Consider the following 15327-nt stretch of genomic DNA (forward strand, 5'->3'; position numbering starts at 1 on the left):
GGTCTGCATGACACGCTACGCCATCAGCCCAGGATCGCCTCCAGTGCCTGTTCCAATCTCGGGTGCTTGAACACGTAGCCGCCCTCCAGCGCGCGCGCCGGCACCACGTTCTGGCCGGTGAGCAGCAGCCCGGCCATTTCCCCGAACGCCAGCTTCAGCGCGAAGGCGGGCGTGGTCAGCAGCGCAGGCCGGCCCAGCACCTTGGCCAGCGTGCGCGCGAACTCGGCATTGGTCACCGCCGCCGGTGCAGTGCCGTTGTAGGCGCCGCGGGCAGTGTCGTTGCTCAGCAGCCACAGGATCAGCCCGACCAGGTCGGCACGATGGATCCAGCTCATCCATTGGTCGCCATCGCCCATCGGCCCGCCCAGGCCCAGCCGGAACGGTGGAAGCATCCGCGCCAGCGCGCCGCCGTCGCGATCGAGCACGATGCCGGTGCGCACCACGCAGGTGCGGACGCCCAACGCGTCGGCCTTGAACGCCTCGGCCTCCCACTGCCGGCACAGCATCGCGGCGAAGTCATGCCCGGGCGAGGCGGCCTCGTCCAGCGGGGTGGCATCCCCCGGCCCGTAGTAGCCAATCGCCGAACCGGATACCAGCACCTGCGGCGGCGTCGGCAATGCCTGCATCCACGCCAGCAGCGCGCGCGTGGTGCCGATCCGGGAGGCGTGGAAGGCCTGCTTGCGGGCGTCGGTCCAACGGCCCTCGGTCAGCGGTTCGCCGGCCAGGTTCACCACCGCCTGCACCGGCCCCACGTCGTCCAGCCGCCCCACGTACTGCACGCCCGGCGGCGAGGTGCGGCCGGGGGTACGGGTCAGCACGCTGACCCGGTGGCCCTGTTCCAGCAGACGTTCGCATAACTGGCGCCCAATGAAACCCGTGCCGCCGGTGATCAGGATGTCCATCTTCACTCCGCCCTCTCTGGACAGGCACTGTAATCGACATCGCGTGCAGGTCACGGCAGCACTCTTTTACATTCATCGCGATGAAGCGATATGATGGCCGCACACCCGCTGCCGCCGCCGCCCATGACCGCCATCAGCTTCGAGTTCTACCCGCCCAAGACCGATGACCAGCGCGCCCAGCTCGACCGCACCGCGGCCAAGCTGAAGGCGTTCGCGCCGGAGTATGTGTCGTGTACGTTCGGTGCCGGCGGCTCGACCCTCAGCTACACCTCCGAAACCGTGCGCCACCTCAAGCAGCACCACGGGTTCGAGGCCGCACCGCACCTGTCCTGTGTGGGCGGCAGCCGCGAGGAAATCCGCGAACTGCTCAAGCTGTACCGCGCCATCGGGTGCCGCCGCATCGTCGCCCTGCGCGGCGACCTGCCCTCGGGCATGGGCCACCCCGGCGACCTGCGCTATGCGTCGGACCTGATCAGCTTCATCCGGGCCGAGCACGGTGATGCGTTCCGCATCGAAGTGGGCGCCTACCCCGAGACGCACCCGCAGGCCAACGATGCGCTGCTGGACCTGAAGCACTTCAAGACCAAGATCGATGCCGGCGCCGATGCCGCGATCACCCAGTACTTCTTCAACGCCGATGCGTATTTCCATTTCGTCGATGCGGTGCGCGCGCTCGGGGTCACCGTGCCGATCGTGCCGGGCATCATGCCGATCTCCAACTTCAGCCAGCTGCGCCGCTTCTCCGAGCAGTGCGGCGCGGAGATCCCGCGCTGGATCGGCAAGAAGATGCAGGCCTACGGCGACGATGCCGAATCGGTGCGTGCGTTCGGTGCCGAAGTGGTCGCCGGCCTGTGCGAACGGCTGGTGGCTGGCGGCGCGCCGGGGCTGCATTTCTACACCCTCAACCTGGCCAAGCCGACCACCCAGGTGTTGAAGCTGCTCAAGGGCTGATACCTGCGTAAATCGCTTGCAGATAACGCCGGCGCGGCTACTCTGCTGCGATGAAACTGCTTCTGCCGCTCCTGCTGTGCGCGCTGTGCCTGCCTGCCCCGGCATCGGCGCAGGCGCAGCGCGTGAACCGGTGTACCAACGCGCAGGGCCAGACCGTCTTCACCGACCGTCGCTGCGATGCGCTTGGCGCCACCGAGCGGATGCCGGCCCGCACGCCCACCGTCGGCAACACCGGCATCTACCGCGCCGGGTGCGCGCGTCGGCTCAGCGAGTTGACCGGGCAGATCCGCGATGCAGTCAGCCAGCAGGACGTGAACCGGCTGTCGTCCATCTATCTGTGGAACAACGTCTCCAACGCCACTGCCAACCAGATCATCGGGCGGCTGGAATCGGTGGTGCAGCGGCCGCTGGTGGACATCGCACCGGTGTATCCGGCCAGCGATGAGAGTGCGGTGGTGGCGCCTGACGCTGCGCCGGTGCTGGGAAGCGATGGACTGCCGCTGGCGGAGGTGGCGCCGCGCCGGCCGCGCCCGGTGGGGCTGCGGCTGGAGCAGACGCTGGGCAGCACGGCGACGCCGGCGCGCACGGTGTTCGGGCTGCGGCGGCAGTACGGGTGTTTTTGGATCACGTTGTAGCGCCGGGCTCTGCCCGGCAGAGGGAATCACCAGGCATGGCGGCCCGGCGGCATGAAGTGCCGGGCTCTGCCCGGTGGCATGAAGTGCCGGCCAGCGGCCGGCACTACCGCGGGGTCAGGCGGGCCAGAGCGCGCGGATGGCGGCGATGCCCTGGGCGCCGTGTCGGCGGGCCTGTTCGATGTCGTCCGGGTGCAGGCCACCCAGCGCATACAGCGGCAGCGAGACCTGCTCGCGCAGGGCTTCAAATGCGTCCCAGCCCAGCGGCGTGCCGCCAGGATGGCTGGCGCTGGGCTGGACCGGGCCGAGCACGGCGAAGTCGCAGCCCAGCCGTTGCGCGGCCTGCAGCTGTTCCAGGTCATGGCAGGAGGCGGCCACCAGCTGGTCGGCCGGCAGCGGGCGGGTGTCCAGCTGCAGCAGCTGTTCACTGCCCAGGTGCACGCCCACGCCCAGCCGCTGGGCCAGGTCGATGTCGCGGTTGAGCAGCCACTGCACGCGGCCACGGTGGGTCTGGATGGCCTGTTCGGCCAGCGCCACCCGCGCCGGGCTGGCGGGGGTGCGCAACTGGATCCGGCTGACCCCTGCGGCCAGTGCCTGGGCCAGGCGCTGGTGCCAGTCGTGGTGGGCCTGGGCGTGGTCAGCCTCGGGCTCGGGGGTGATCAGGTAGCGGTCGGGCTGGCGCAGCGCGGCCACCACCGGCAGGTCGGCCGGCGGCATCGAATAGCGCGACAGCTTGTCCGGGGTCACCCAGGTGATGGCCTGGCCCTCACGCCCGCGTGGGCTGCCCTTCCAGCTGCTGATCCGGCGTACTTCCAGCCGCAGCCGCTTGTCGGGGTAGATCTGCGGCACGTCCATGATCCACTCGCCCACCTCCGCTTCGATCCCCAGCTCCTCGCGCAGTTCGCGCACCAGCGCCTGCTCGGAGCTTTCGCCGGGCTCGCGCTTGCCGCCGGGAAACTCCCAGAGGCCGCCCATGTCGCGGTCTTCGGTACGGCGGTTGAGCAGGATGCGGCCGCGGGCGTCGGTGATGACGCCGGCCACGACGTGGATCGATCGTTTGGGGGATGGCATGGGGGGAGCATGCCCAATACCGCGGTGCTGGCGCAATCCCGGAAAGCATCGGCCGGTGCCAGGCCGAGGTGCAGCCACGCATGGCGTGGCTCTACCCCAGATAGCAGACGCCCCGCACTTGGCGGGGCGTCCGGGGGTCAGGTGAGCTGACCGTGGCAGTGCTTGTACTTCTTGCCACTGCCGCAGGGGCACGGGTCGTTGCGGCCCACCTTGGGCTCGTCGCGGTTGACCTGGGCCACGCCGTTCTGCGCCGCTTCCACCTCTGCTGCCTCTTCGTCGGCGCTGTAGCTGCCGGCGTCCTGGTGCTGGAACTGCGACTGCATCAGGCGCGCCTGGGCCTGCTGGCGTTCGGCCTGCTCCAGCGCTTCCACTTCTTCTTCGCTGCGGATGCGCACGCGCGCCAGCAGGGTCACCACTTCGCGCTTGACGTTCTCGAGCATTTCCGAGAACAGCTCGAAGGCTTCCTTCTTGTATTCCTGCTTGGGCTGCTTCTGCGCGTAACCGCGCAGGTAGATGCCCTGGCGCAGGTAATCCATGCGTGCCAGGTGCTCCTTCCAGCTCTGGTCGAGCACGGTCAGCATCACGTGCTTTTCCAGCGCGCGCATGGTGTCTTCGCCCACGCCGGTTTCCTTCTCGGCGAAGTGCGCATCAATGCGCGCCTGCACCTTCTCGGCGATGGCTTCGGCGTCCAGTTCTTCGTGCAGCTTGACCAGCCCCACCACGTCCATCTGCACGCCGAGGTCGGCGGCCAGGGTGGCTTCCAGGCCCGGCAGGTCCCATTGCTCGTCGATCGAGTTCGGCGGCACGAAACGGGCCACGATGTCGTAGATCACGTCGCCGCGGATGCCGTCCACGTTGTCCTTCACCGACTCGGCGTCCAGCAGCTCGTCGCGCTGGGCGTAGATCACCTTGCGCTGGTCGTTGTTGACGTCGTCGAAGTCGAGCAGGTTCTTGCGGATGTCGAAATTGTGCGCTTCCACCTTGCGCTGCGCCTTTTCGATCTGGCGGCTGACCAGGCGGTCTTCGATGACGTCGTCTTCCTTCATGCCCATCATGCGCATTGCCTTCTGGACCCAGTCCGAGGCGAAGATGCGCATCAGGTTGTCTTCCAGCGACAGGTAGAAACGGGACGAACCCGGATCACCCTGGCGGCCGGAACGACCGCGCAGCTGGTTATCGATACGGCGCGATTCGTGGCGTTCGGTGCCCACGATGTGCAGGCCGCCGGCGGCCTTGACCGCGTCATGGCGCTTCTGCCACTCGGCCTTGACCTGGGCGCGCTGTTCGTCGGTGGCGTCTTCGCCCAGCTCGTGCAGCTGCGCTTCCAGCGAACCGCCGAGCACGATGTCGGTACCGCGACCGGCCATGTTGGTGGCGATGGTCACCGCACCGGGCATGCCGGCGTTGGCGATGATGGTGGCTTCGCGGTCATGCTGCTTGGCGTTGAGCACTTCGTGGTGCACGCCGGCCTTGCGCAGGTGCTCGGACAGCATCTCCGAGGTTTCGATCGACGTGGTACCCACCAGCACCGGCTGGCCGCGCTCGTTGCAGGCCTGGATGTCGGCCAGCACGGCGTTGAACTTGCCGGTACGGTTGAGGAACACCTGGTCCGAACCGTCCTTGCGGATGGTCGGGCGGTTGGTCGGGATCACCACCACTTCCAGGTTGTAGATGCTCTGGAATTCGTAGGCTTCCGTATCGGCCGTACCGGTCATGCCGGACAGCTTCTTGTACATGCGGAACAGGTTCTGGAAGGTGATGCTGGCCAGCGTCTGGTTCTCGCGCTGGACCGGCACGCCTTCCTTCGCTTCCACCGCCTGGTGCAGGCCATCGGACCAGCGGCGGCCGGCCAGGGTACGACCGGTGAATTCGTCCACGATCACCACTTCACCGTCGCGCACGATGTAATCCACGTCGCGCTGGTAGATGGCATGCGCGCGCAGGGCGGCATTGAGGTGATGGACCACGGTCAGGTTCTGCGCCGCGTACAGGCCTTCGGTCTCGGCATTGAGGATGCCCGCTTCCACCAGCAGCGCCTCGGCGTGCTCCATGCCCGCTTCGGACAGGTGCACCTGCTTGCCCTTCTCGTCGACCCAGAAATCGCCTTCGCCGTCTTCGGCTTCCTGCTTGATCAGGCCCGGAACCACGCGGTTGACCCGGATGTACAGCTCCGGGGAATCGTCGGCCGGACCGGAGATGATCAGCGGGGTACGCGCTTCGTCGATCAGGATGGAGTCAACTTCGTCGACGATGGCGTAGTGCAGGCCGCGCTGGTAGCGGTCCGCGCGCGACAGCGCCATGTTGTCGCGCAGGTAGTCGAAACCGAATTCGTTGTTGGTGCCGTAGGTGATGTCGCTGGCATAGGCCTCGCGCTTGTCACCGTGCGGCATGCCCGGGTAGACCACGCCCACGCTCAGGCCCAGCCAGTTGTACAGCTTGCCCATCTGCGCCGAGTCGCGGCGGGCCAGGTAGTCGTTCACGGTGACCACGTGGACGCCCTTGCCTTCCAGCGCGTTCAGATAGACCGGCAGCGTGGCGACCAGGGTCTTGCCTTCACCGGTGCGCATTTCCGCGATCTTGCCCAGGTGCAGCACCATGCCGCCGATCAACTGCACGTCGTAGTGGCGCATGCCCAGCACGCGGCGGCTGGCCTCGCGGCAGACCGCGAACGCTTCCGGCAGCACCTTGTCCAGGGCTTCACCGTCAGCAATGCGCTGCTTGAACTCCGGGGTCTTGGCCTTGAGCTGCTCGTCGGAGAGCTTTTCGATTTCCGGCTCCAACGCATTGACCTTGGCGACGATGCGGTTGAGCTGGCGCAGCTGTCGTTCATTACGACTGCCGAAGACGCGGGTAAGCAGGCTGTTGATCATTGAAGGAACCGGTTGGAATGAGACGCCCCAACGGCCACGCCCTCCCCGGGGGATGCGTCGGCCGCAAACGAAACAGGGCGCACTGCGCCCTGTCTATGGCAATACCCATTGTAGCTTGGGTCGGCCGTCAGGGGTTTCAACCCCGTGGCGGTAGTGCCGGCCGCTGGCCGGAAGCCGCATTCGGCCACCTCGAAGGCGTGCCGGCCAGCGGCCGGCACCACCCGACCGGTTCAGCCGCGCGAAACGCGGCCGACCGGGGTATTGCCGCCGTCACCGAGGAACTTGCGCGGGTTGACCACCTGGCCACGCTCCCACACCTCGAAGTGCACGTGGGCACCGGTGGAACGGCCGGTGGAACCGGCTTTGGCCACTTCCTGGCCGGCCCGCACCAGATCGCCCGGCTTCACCACCAGGCGCGAGTTGTGCGCGTAGCGGGTGACATAGCCGTTGCCGTGGTCCACATCGACCACGTTGCCGTACCCGCCCTTCACGCCGGCAAAGCTGACCACGCCGTCGGCCACCGACATCACCGGGTCACCGACCTTGGCGTGGAAGTCCATGCCCTTGTGGGTAGCCGCACCGCGACCGAACGGATCGCTGCGGGTGCCGAAGTTGGAGGTGATGTAGGTGTTGCGGATGGGCATGCGGCCAGGCACCGCGTTCTGTTCGAGCTGGTGGTCGAACATCAGCGACTCCATCACCGACAACTGGCGGCCTGAAGCAGCAAAGCGCTGCTCCAGCACCTGTAAGTCGGCGTTGACCGCGCTGACCGGGATGTCCTGGGTCGGGCCGGGCTCGCCTTCACCGAGGCCGGGGGTCTCGTTGAAGTCGAATTCGCCGTCTTCCAGCTTGCCCATCTGGGTCAGCCGTTCGCCCAGGGCGTTGAGACGGGTGGCCTGCGCCTGCAGTTCACCCATCCGCGCTGCCAGCGCGTTCACCTGGGTCTGGGCGTCTTTCTGGGCCTGCGCCAGCTCGCGTTCCTGCTGGGCGACCTTGGCGTGGAGCCGGGAATCATTGAACATGCTGCCGCCGATGCCGGCACCGAAGCCGATCAGGCAGCCAACCCCCAGCACGCTGCCCAGCAGGGCCCGGGGTGAATCTTCGAAGTAGAAACGCAAACGCGCCAGGGGCGTCTTGGCCTTTCCTTCACGCGTTTTGATTACGATCTTTTTGAATGCCATCAGTGAGTTTTCATGTCTGAGCCGAAATCCAGTGCGCGATCCCCATCCACGCCGAAGCCGGCGCTGGATGCGGTGATGGCGGACAAAGCCGGTAACCCGCTGCGCCGAGCCTTGTGGCTGGACGCACTGGACCGTCAATTGCGCCCCCATTTACCGCCTGCACTGGCCACCCGTTGCCGGCTGGCGAATGTAAACGGCGAGCACCTCGTTTTTCTCGTCGATTCCCCCGTGTGGCACGCCAAGCTGAGGCTTGCCGAAGCACAGTTGATCGACGCGGCCCGGTCCATCGGGCTGAAGGTCACCAAGGTGACCGTCAAAACTGCGGCTGCCCCTCCTCCACGCTCCCCAGCGATCGATAACAGGAATGGCCCCCACGCAGTTTCAGCCGCCACGCACAAAGGGCTACGCGACGCGTTGGCCTGCCTGAAGGATCTGGATTTCACCAAATCCTGAAGACATCGGGGCATCCGTCCCCTTCCCCGACGCGTCACGAGCACGTGAACTTGTCAGGGAACCGGCCAGCATCGTAGCCGTGGAACGTCGCCCAGTCGTTAGTCTTTTATTAAAATTGCGTTAAATTCAGCAAGAACCTCGATCAGGTTCACAATTCCGTGACCTGTGCACGTCCACGGTTCATTGACATCAAGATCACCCCGCGGTGATCCCGAAAACGCAAAACGGCGCCCTGGGCGCCGTCTGTTTTTCAATGAAATCAATGCGATACCCGGCCGGCAGAGCCACCCCATGGGTGGCTGCCACGTAAGGCCCGGATCAGGCGTAAGCCGGCACCCCATAAACCACCGGAGCCGTAGCGGCCGCGGCGTCATAGCTCACCCACTCCCACGCCGTGGCGTCGGCCATCAGCGCGCGCACCAGCTTGTTGTTGAGCGCATGGCCGGACTTGAAGCCTTCGTAGGCCCCCAGCACCTGGCCACCGGCCAGGTACAGGTCGCCGATGGCGTCGAGGATCTTGTGCCGCACGAACTCGTCGGCGTAGCGCAGGCCGTCGTCGTTGAGCACGCGGAATTCGTCGAGCACGATGGCATTGTCCATCGAACCGCCCAGGCCCAGGTTGCGCTCGCGCATGTACTCCAGGTCACGCATGAACCCGAAGGTGCGCGCGCGGGAGATTTCCTTGGTGTAGGCGGCCGTGGAGAACTCGATCTCGGCGCGCGACTGCTTGGCCGGGATCATCGGGTGATCGAACTGGATGGTGAAACCGAGCTTGTAGCCCTCGTAGGGCTCGAAGCGGGCGACCTTGTCGCCTTCGGTCACTTCCACCGTCTTGAGAATGCGGATGAAGCGCTTGGGGGCGTCCTGCTCGGCGATGCCCGCCGATTGCAGCAGGAACACGAACGGCCCGGAGGAACCATCCATGATCGGCAGTTCGGCCGAGGACAGCTCCACGATGATGTTGTCCACGCCCAGGCCGGCCAGTGCCGACATGAGGTGTTCGACGGTCTGGATCTTGGCCTCGTGGTAGGTCAGCCCGGTGCACAGGGTGACTTCGGTGACCAGGTCCGCGCGCGCGGGCACTTCCACGACCGGCTCCAGATCGACCCGACGGAACACGATGCCATGGTTGACCGGGGCCGGGCGCAGGGTCATGTAGACCTTGTCACCGCTGTGCAGGCCAACGCCGGTGGCGCGGATCGTGTTCTTGAGGGTGCGTTGCGGAATCATGGGGAGCAGGACCGGGAGAGCGCGCAGTCAGCGCGACGGTGACAAACAAGAATAACACGCAGTACCACCACCCCTTTCTGAACCGAAAGACGGGCGGCAGACTGCCGGGCCACTCCGGGCCCGGCAGCAAGGGACATGGAGGCGCCTACCGGGGAGGACAAGGCCCCGGCATGCAATCCTCAGTCCGCCTGGCGGCGCAGGAACGCCGGGATGTCCAGGTAATCGTTGGGCAGTTCAGCAGCCGCCGGGCCGGACGACGACGGGGCCGACGACGCCGGGGTGTCGGCGCTCGGACGACGCAGGCCCATGCCCATGCCCATCCCGCCCACCGCCTTGGAGACCGCATCGCCGCCGGTGTCGAACTCGCCGAACTCCGGCTGGCCGGTGGTGGCGTTGCGGACCAGCTTGATCGGCGCGCGCTCGCCCGGACGCTGGGTCTTGGACGCCACGACACGGTTCAGGCCGGTGGCCACCACGGTCACGCGGACTTCGTCCTGCATGTCCGGGTCCAGCACCGTACCGACCACCACGGTGGCATCTTCGGAGGCGAAGCCATCGATGGTGCGGCCGATCTCGTCGAACTCGGCCATGGTGAAGTCGGCGCCGGCGGTGATGTTGACCAGGATGCCGTTGGCACCGGCCAGGTTCACATCGTCCAGCAGCGGGTTCTGGATGGCCGCTTCAGCGGCGGCCTGGGCGCGGTCATCGCCGCGGGCGGTGCCGGTACCCATCATCGCCAGGCCCATTTCGGACATGACGGTGCGCACGTCGGCGAAGTCGACGTTGATCAGGCCCGGACGCACGATCAGGTCGGCGATGCCCTGCACGGCGCCCTGCAGCACGTCGTTGGCGGCACGGAAGGCCTGGATCATGGTGGCGTTGCGGCCCAGCACGGTGATCAGCTTTTCGTTCGGGATGGTGATCAGCGAATCGCAATGCTGGCTCAGTTCCTCGATGCCCTTCAGCGCCACCTGCATGCGGCGACGGCCTTCGAACGGGAACGGCTTGGTGACCACGGCGACGGTCAGGATGCCCATCTCCTTGGCCAGCTGTGCCACCACCGGTGCTGCACCGGTGCCGGTGCCGCCGCCCATGCCGGCGGTGATGAACACCATGTCCGCACCCTGCAGCGCGTCCATGATGCGCTCGCGGTCTTCCAGCGCGGCCTGGCGGCCGACTTCCGGGTTCGCGCCTGCGCCCAGGCCCTTGGTGACGTTGGTACCCAGCTGCAGCTGCAGCTTGGCACCGCAATTCTTGATGGCCTGCGAGTCGGTGTTGGCGGTGATGAATTCCACGCCGTCCACGCTGGTGCTGACCATGTGCGCCACGGCGTTACCGCCGCCGCCGCCCACGCCGATCACCTTGATCACCGCATTGGGTGCCATCTTTTCAATCAGTTCGAAATGCGCCATGTCCGTGTCCTCGTTGTATCCGCTTTCGGTGGCATGGGCGGTCAGGCCTCCTGCCTTTCGCGCGTCATGTTGCCGTTGCGGCTGTGTGGGTTGTGTGTTGCCGGTGCTGCCGTGTTGCGGTGGTGCGTTGCGTTGCAGTGGTGCCGGGGGTGCAGGTGATGCAGCCGACCAACGGTCGGCTCTACCGCGGGCCGCGTCAGAATTCGCCGCGGAACCAGGTCTTGAGTTTTTTGAACATGCTGCCCGCGCGCCCGGTGGGCAGCGACGGACGGCGCGGGTGTTCGATCTGGCTGCCCATCAGCAGCAGGCCAACGCCGGTGGCGTGCACCGGATTGCCCACCACTTCGCCCAGGCCGGTGACGTGCTGCGGAATGCCCACGCGCACCGGCATCTGCAGCATTTCCTCGGCCAGTTCGACCACGCCTTCCATCTTCGAGGCACCGCCGGTGAGCACCATGCCGGCGCGCACCAGTTCCTCGAAACCGGAGCGACGCAGTTCGGCCTGCACCATCTCGAAAATTTCTTCGTAGCGGCCCTGCACGGCCTGGGCGAGTGCGTGGCGCGGCATCCGGCGCGGCGGACGATCGCCGACGCTGGGTACCTGGATGCTTTCCTCGGCGGTGGCCAGCTGGGCCAGCGCGCAGGCATAACGCACCTTGATCTGCTCCGCTTCCGGGGTGGGCGTGCGCAGCATGTGGGCGATGTCGTTGGTGACGTGGTCACCGGCGATCGGCAGCGAAGCGGTGTGGCAGATGGCGCCCTGCACGAACACGGCCAGGTCGGTGGTGCCGGCGCCCATGTCGACCAGGACCACGCCCAGCTCGCGCTCGTCGGCGGTGAGCACCGCCACGCTGGAGGCCAGCGAGGACAGCACCAGGTCGTCCACCTGCAGGCCGCAGCGCTGCACGCACTTGCTGATGTTGGCCGCGGCCGACTGCGCGCACACCACCAGGTGCGCATGCACCTCCAGGCGCACGCCGGTCATGCCGACCGGGTTGCGGATGCCTTCCTGCGAATCGTCCAGCACGTACTCGCGCGGAATGGCGTGCAGGATCTTCTGGTCGGCCGGGATCGCCACCGCCTTGGCCGCGTCGAGTACCCGGTCCAGGTCGCCCCAGGTCACTTCACCGTCGCGGATCGGCACGATGCCGGGGGAGTTCTTGCACTGCACGTGGTTGCCCGAGATCGAGGCATACACCGAGCGGATCTCGCAGCCGGCCATCAGCTCGGCCTCTTCCACCGCGCGCTGGATCGACTGCACGGTGGATTCGATGTCCACCACCACGCCGCGCTTGAGCCCGCGCGATTCGTGCGAGCCGATGCCGATGACCTCGATCGGGTTGCCCGGCGAATACTCGCCGACCAGCGCCACCACCTTGGAGGTGCCGATATCCAGGCCAACGATCAGTGATTTGTCACCCTTGCGATTCATGTCCTGTCCTGCGCCGGCTTTGGCGCGGTTGCGGCCGGGGTACCCCAGCTCAGCGTGAAACCATTGGTATATCGGAGGTCGGCGCGTTCGATCGGCGCCGCCTGGTTGCTCAGCTGCGGCAGCACGCGCACGAAACGCTGCAGGCGCGAACGTGCGTCATCGCGGCCCACCACCACTTCGGTGCCATTGCTGAGCAGCAGCGACCAGCTGCCACGCGCGTCCATGCTGACCCGCTTGACGTCCACCCCGGCCGGCGCGAACAGCGCCCGTGCATCGTTGTAGAGCGCCACCACTTCCTCGGTCTGGCTGTCCGGGCCATCCAGGTCGGGCAGTGCCAGGTCCTGCAGCTTCTTGGGCGTGGCGAAGAGCTTGCCCTGCTCGGACAGCAGGCGGTCGTTGCCCCAGCGCGCAAACGGCTTGTGCTCGACCAGGCTGATTTCCAGCACGTCGGGCCACTGCTTGCGCACCTGCGCGCTTTCCACCCACGGCAGCTGCTCGATGGCGTCCTGCGCGTCCTGCAGCTTGACCGCGAAGAACCCGGCCTTGGCGTACGGCAGTACCACCTGCTGCAGCTGTTCGGCGGGCACCCGCTTGAACTCGGCGTGCACGCGCAGCTTGGCCAACGGCCAGCGTTCGGCACCGACCCAGCCGTTGAGCACCGCCACCACGGGCAGCGCTACGACCGACAGGGCCAGCAACCAGACGAAGATGCGCAGCACCGCGTTCATGCGTGGGCACGCTCCCTGTCCAGGTCCTGCAGGTGGGTCGGCAGGGTCTGTTCCAGCACGCGCCAGACCAGTTCCTCAAAGCCGATGCCGGCCTGCGCGGCGGCCTTGGGCACCAGCGAATGACTGGTCATGCCCGGCGCGGTGTTCACTTCCAGCAGGTAGAAGCGGCCGCTGTCGCGGTCGCGCATGACATCCACCCGGCCCCAGCCGTGGCAGCCGGCAGCCTGGAAGGCGGCCAGCGCGATGCGGCGGATCTCGGCTTCGTCATCGCCGTCCAGGCCGGGGCACAGGTACTGGGTGTCCTCGGCGATGTACTTGGCGTTGTAGTCGTACCACTGGCCCTTGGGCACGATGCGGATCGACGGCAGCGCCTGGTCGCCCAGGATCGCCACGGTAAGCTCATCGCCCACCACCATCTGTTCCATCAGCAGCTGGCCGTCGTAGCGCGCGGCCAGGGCCACGGCGTCGTCCAGGCCGGCGTCATCGCTGACCCGGCTGATGCCCACGCTGGAGCCTTCATTGGCCGGCTTGACCACCACCGGCAGGCCCAGCTCTGCGGCGGCGGCGTGCACTTCCACGCCCTCCACCAGCTTGACGTAGCGCGGCGTGGGCAGGCCCAGCGACAACCACACCTGCTTGGTGCGGATCTTGTCCATGCTCAGCGCCGAGCCGAGCACCTTGGAGCCGGTGTACGGCACGCCGAAGGCGTCCATCAGCCCCTGCACGATGCCGTCCTCACCGCCGCCGTTGTGGCCGTGCAGGATGTTGAAGACGCGGTCGAAACGCTTTTCGACCAGTGCCAGCGCCAGCGCCGGGATGCCGTCCACGGCCACCGCGTCGACGCCGCGCGCGCGCAGCGCGGCGATCACGTTGCGGCCCGAATCCAGCGACACCTCGCGTTCGCTGGAGGTGCCGCCCAGCAGCACCGCGACGCGGCCGAACACGGCCGGGTCGGTGACGCGCAGCGACGGGAAGAAGATCGGGTTCATGCCGCCGGGGTCTCCGTGAAGCCTTCGGTTGCGATCAGCTGGGCCACGTGGCCGATATCGCCGGCGCCCATCAGCAACAACAGGTCACCGTCCTGCAGCACGTCGGGCAGCACGTGCGACAGCTCGGCGGTATGGCCGACCACGACCGGCTCGCTGCGGCCGCGCGCGCGGATGGCGCGCGCCAGCGAACGCGAGTCGGCGCCCGGGATCGGCGCTTCGCCGGCCGGATAGACCTCGCTCAGCACCAGCGCATCCACTTCGGACAGAACCGCGGCAAAGGCATCGAACTGGTCGCGGGTACGGCTGTAGCGGTGCGGCTGGAACGCCACCACCAGGCGCTGGTCCGGCCAGCCGCCACGGGCAGCGGCAAACACCGCGGCCAGCTCGCGCGGGTGGTGACCGTAGTCGTCGATCAGGCGCACCCGCGCACCGCTATGGGTGGTGACGATCCCCAGATCATTGAAGCGGCGGCCGATGCCGGCAAAGCTCTCCAGCGCGCGGGCGATGGCGTCCGGGGCGACGCCCAGCTGCCAGCCCACTGCGGCGGCGGCCAGCGCGTTGAGCACGTTGTGCGCACCCGGCAGGGCCAGCGTGACCGGGTAGCTGCTGCCTTCGGGCAGGCGCAGGGTGAAGCGCATGCGCGGGCCGTCCTGGACCACGTCCTCGGCGCGCACGTCGGCGTTGCTGCTCATGCCGTAGCTCATCACGTGGCGCGGGGTCTGCGCGGCCAGCGCGGCCACTTCCGGGTCATCGATGCACAGCACGGCCAGGCCGTAGAACGGCAGGCGCTGCAGGAATTCGGCGAAGGCGGCCTGGACCCGGGCGAAATCGTTGCCGTAGTTTTCCAGGTGGTCCGAATCGATGTTGGTGATCACCGAGACCAGCGGGTTCAGGCGCAGGAAGCTGCCATCGCTTTCGTCGGCTTCGGCCACCAGCCACTGGCCGCTGCCGAGCTTGGCGTTCGCGCCGGCCGCCAGCAGCTGGCCGCCGATCACGAAGGTCGGGTCCAGCCCGCCTTCGCTCAGCACCGCTGCGGTCAGGCTGGTGGTGGTGGTCTTGCCGTGCGTGCCGGCCACCGCGATGCCGCGGCGGAAGCGCATCAGCTCGGCCAGCATCGCCGCGCGTGGCATGATCGGAATGCGCTGGCTGCGCGCTTCCATCAGCTCGGGGTTGTCGTCGCGGATCGCGCTGGACACCACCACGCAATCGGTGCCCAGCACATTGGCGGCCGAATGGCCGCGCATCACGCGCGCGCCCAGGCTGGCCAGGCGGCGGGTGGCGGTGTTGTCGGCGTTGTCCGACCCGGACACTTCATAGCCCAGGGTCAGCATCACTTCGGCGATGCCGCTCATGCCGGTGCCGCCGATGCCGACGAAGTGCACGCGCGGGAAAGCGCGCACCAGGTCGTTGGTGTCGTGCAGGCGGCGGATCATGCGCGGCCCCGCGTCGGGCAGGCGCGTTGGCGCGTGGCGGTCT

Annotated in this window: 13 protein-coding genes; 3 read left to right on the forward strand and 10 right to left on the reverse strand. The window is 67.3% G+C overall.

Annotated features, from left to right (window positions below; all coding sequences use genetic code 11):
* Nucleotides 1-23: 23 nt before the first annotated feature.
* Nucleotides 24-902, reverse strand: coding sequence for a TIGR01777 family oxidoreductase (locus tag AC6CHL_RS17280; protein WP_498295507.1), 879 nt, complete (start codon nucleotides 900-902; stop codon nucleotides 24-26).
* Between the two features lie 123 nt (nucleotides 903-1025).
* On the opposite strand from AC6CHL_RS17280, the gene metF reads away from it, so the two are divergent.
* The gene (gene metF / locus AC6CHL_RS17285) at nucleotides 1026-1853 is read left to right on the forward strand and encodes a methylenetetrahydrofolate reductase [NAD(P)H] (RefSeq protein WP_038692495.1); all 828 of its coding nucleotides are present in this window, start codon (nucleotides 1026-1028) and stop codon (nucleotides 1851-1853) included.
* Nucleotides 1854-1903: 50 nt separating this feature from the next.
* Nucleotides 1904-2488 (forward strand): DUF4124 domain-containing protein, encoded by a 585-nt coding sequence (locus tag AC6CHL_RS17290; RefSeq protein ID WP_498295508.1) that lies wholly within the window; start codon nucleotides 1904-1906, stop codon nucleotides 2486-2488.
* A gap of 114 nt (nucleotides 2489-2602) precedes the next feature.
* Here AC6CHL_RS17290 and AC6CHL_RS17295 read toward each other — a convergent pair whose 3' ends face one another.
* From AC6CHL_RS17295 to AC6CHL_RS17305, 3 genes are all read right to left on the reverse strand, one after another.
* Complete coding sequence (locus tag AC6CHL_RS17295) at nucleotides 2603-3556, reverse strand: Nudix family hydrolase (protein ID WP_498295509.1); 954 nt, start codon at nucleotides 3554-3556, stop codon at nucleotides 2603-2605.
* A gap of 137 nt (nucleotides 3557-3693) precedes the next feature.
* A complete protein-coding gene (gene secA, locus AC6CHL_RS17300) occupies nucleotides 3694-6426 on the reverse strand; it encodes a preprotein translocase subunit SecA (protein ID WP_038690495.1) in 2733 nt (910 codons plus the stop codon).
* Between the two features lie 230 nt (nucleotides 6427-6656).
* Nucleotides 6657-7607, reverse strand: a complete 951-nt coding sequence (locus AC6CHL_RS17305) for a M23 family metallopeptidase (RefSeq protein ID WP_038690496.1) — start codon at nucleotides 7605-7607, stop codon at nucleotides 6657-6659.
* Between the two features lie 12 nt (nucleotides 7608-7619).
* Here AC6CHL_RS17305 and AC6CHL_RS17310 point away from each other — a divergent pair, with 12 nt between their 5' ends.
* Complete coding sequence (locus AC6CHL_RS17310; RefSeq protein ID WP_498295511.1) at nucleotides 7620-8060, forward strand: DciA family protein; 441 nt, start codon at nucleotides 7620-7622, stop codon at nucleotides 8058-8060.
* Nucleotides 8061-8378: 318 nt separating this feature from the next.
* On the opposite strand, the gene lpxC is transcribed toward AC6CHL_RS17310, so the two are convergent.
* The 6 genes from lpxC to murC form a co-directional block, all read right to left on the reverse strand.
* Entirely contained in the window at nucleotides 8379-9290 is a 912-nt protein-coding gene (lpxC, locus tag AC6CHL_RS17315; RefSeq protein ID WP_038690499.1) for a UDP-3-O-acyl-N-acetylglucosamine deacetylase, read from the reverse strand.
* 179 nt (nucleotides 9291-9469) lie between these two features.
* Nucleotides 9470-10702, reverse strand: coding sequence for a cell division protein FtsZ (gene ftsZ, locus AC6CHL_RS17320; RefSeq protein ID WP_038690500.1), 1233 nt, complete (start codon nucleotides 10700-10702; stop codon nucleotides 9470-9472).
* A 196-nt stretch (nucleotides 10703-10898) separates the two neighbouring features.
* Nucleotides 10899-12134 (reverse strand): cell division protein FtsA, encoded by a 1236-nt coding sequence (gene ftsA, locus AC6CHL_RS17325; RefSeq protein WP_017355446.1) that lies wholly within the window; start codon nucleotides 12132-12134, stop codon nucleotides 10899-10901.
* A complete protein-coding gene (locus AC6CHL_RS17330) occupies nucleotides 12131-12862 on the reverse strand; it encodes a cell division protein FtsQ/DivIB (RefSeq protein WP_038690501.1) in 732 nt (243 codons plus the stop codon). The genes ftsA and AC6CHL_RS17330 overlap by 4 nt, the downstream gene beginning before the upstream one ends.
* Nucleotides 12859-13851 carry a D-alanine--D-alanine ligase gene (locus AC6CHL_RS17335; RefSeq protein ID WP_051598891.1) on the reverse strand — a complete coding sequence of 331 codons (993 nt, stop codon included), beginning with the start codon at nucleotides 13849-13851 and terminating at the stop codon, nucleotides 12859-12861. The genes AC6CHL_RS17330 and AC6CHL_RS17335 overlap by 4 nt, the downstream gene beginning before the upstream one ends.
* A complete protein-coding gene (murC, locus tag AC6CHL_RS17340; RefSeq protein WP_137191040.1) occupies nucleotides 13848-15284 on the reverse strand; it encodes a UDP-N-acetylmuramate--L-alanine ligase in 1437 nt (478 codons plus the stop codon). The genes AC6CHL_RS17335 and murC overlap by 4 nt, the downstream gene beginning before the upstream one ends.
* Between the last annotated feature and the right edge of the window lie 43 nt (nucleotides 15285-15327).

It is taken from the genome of Stenotrophomonas sp. GQ19 (assembly GCF_059758695.1).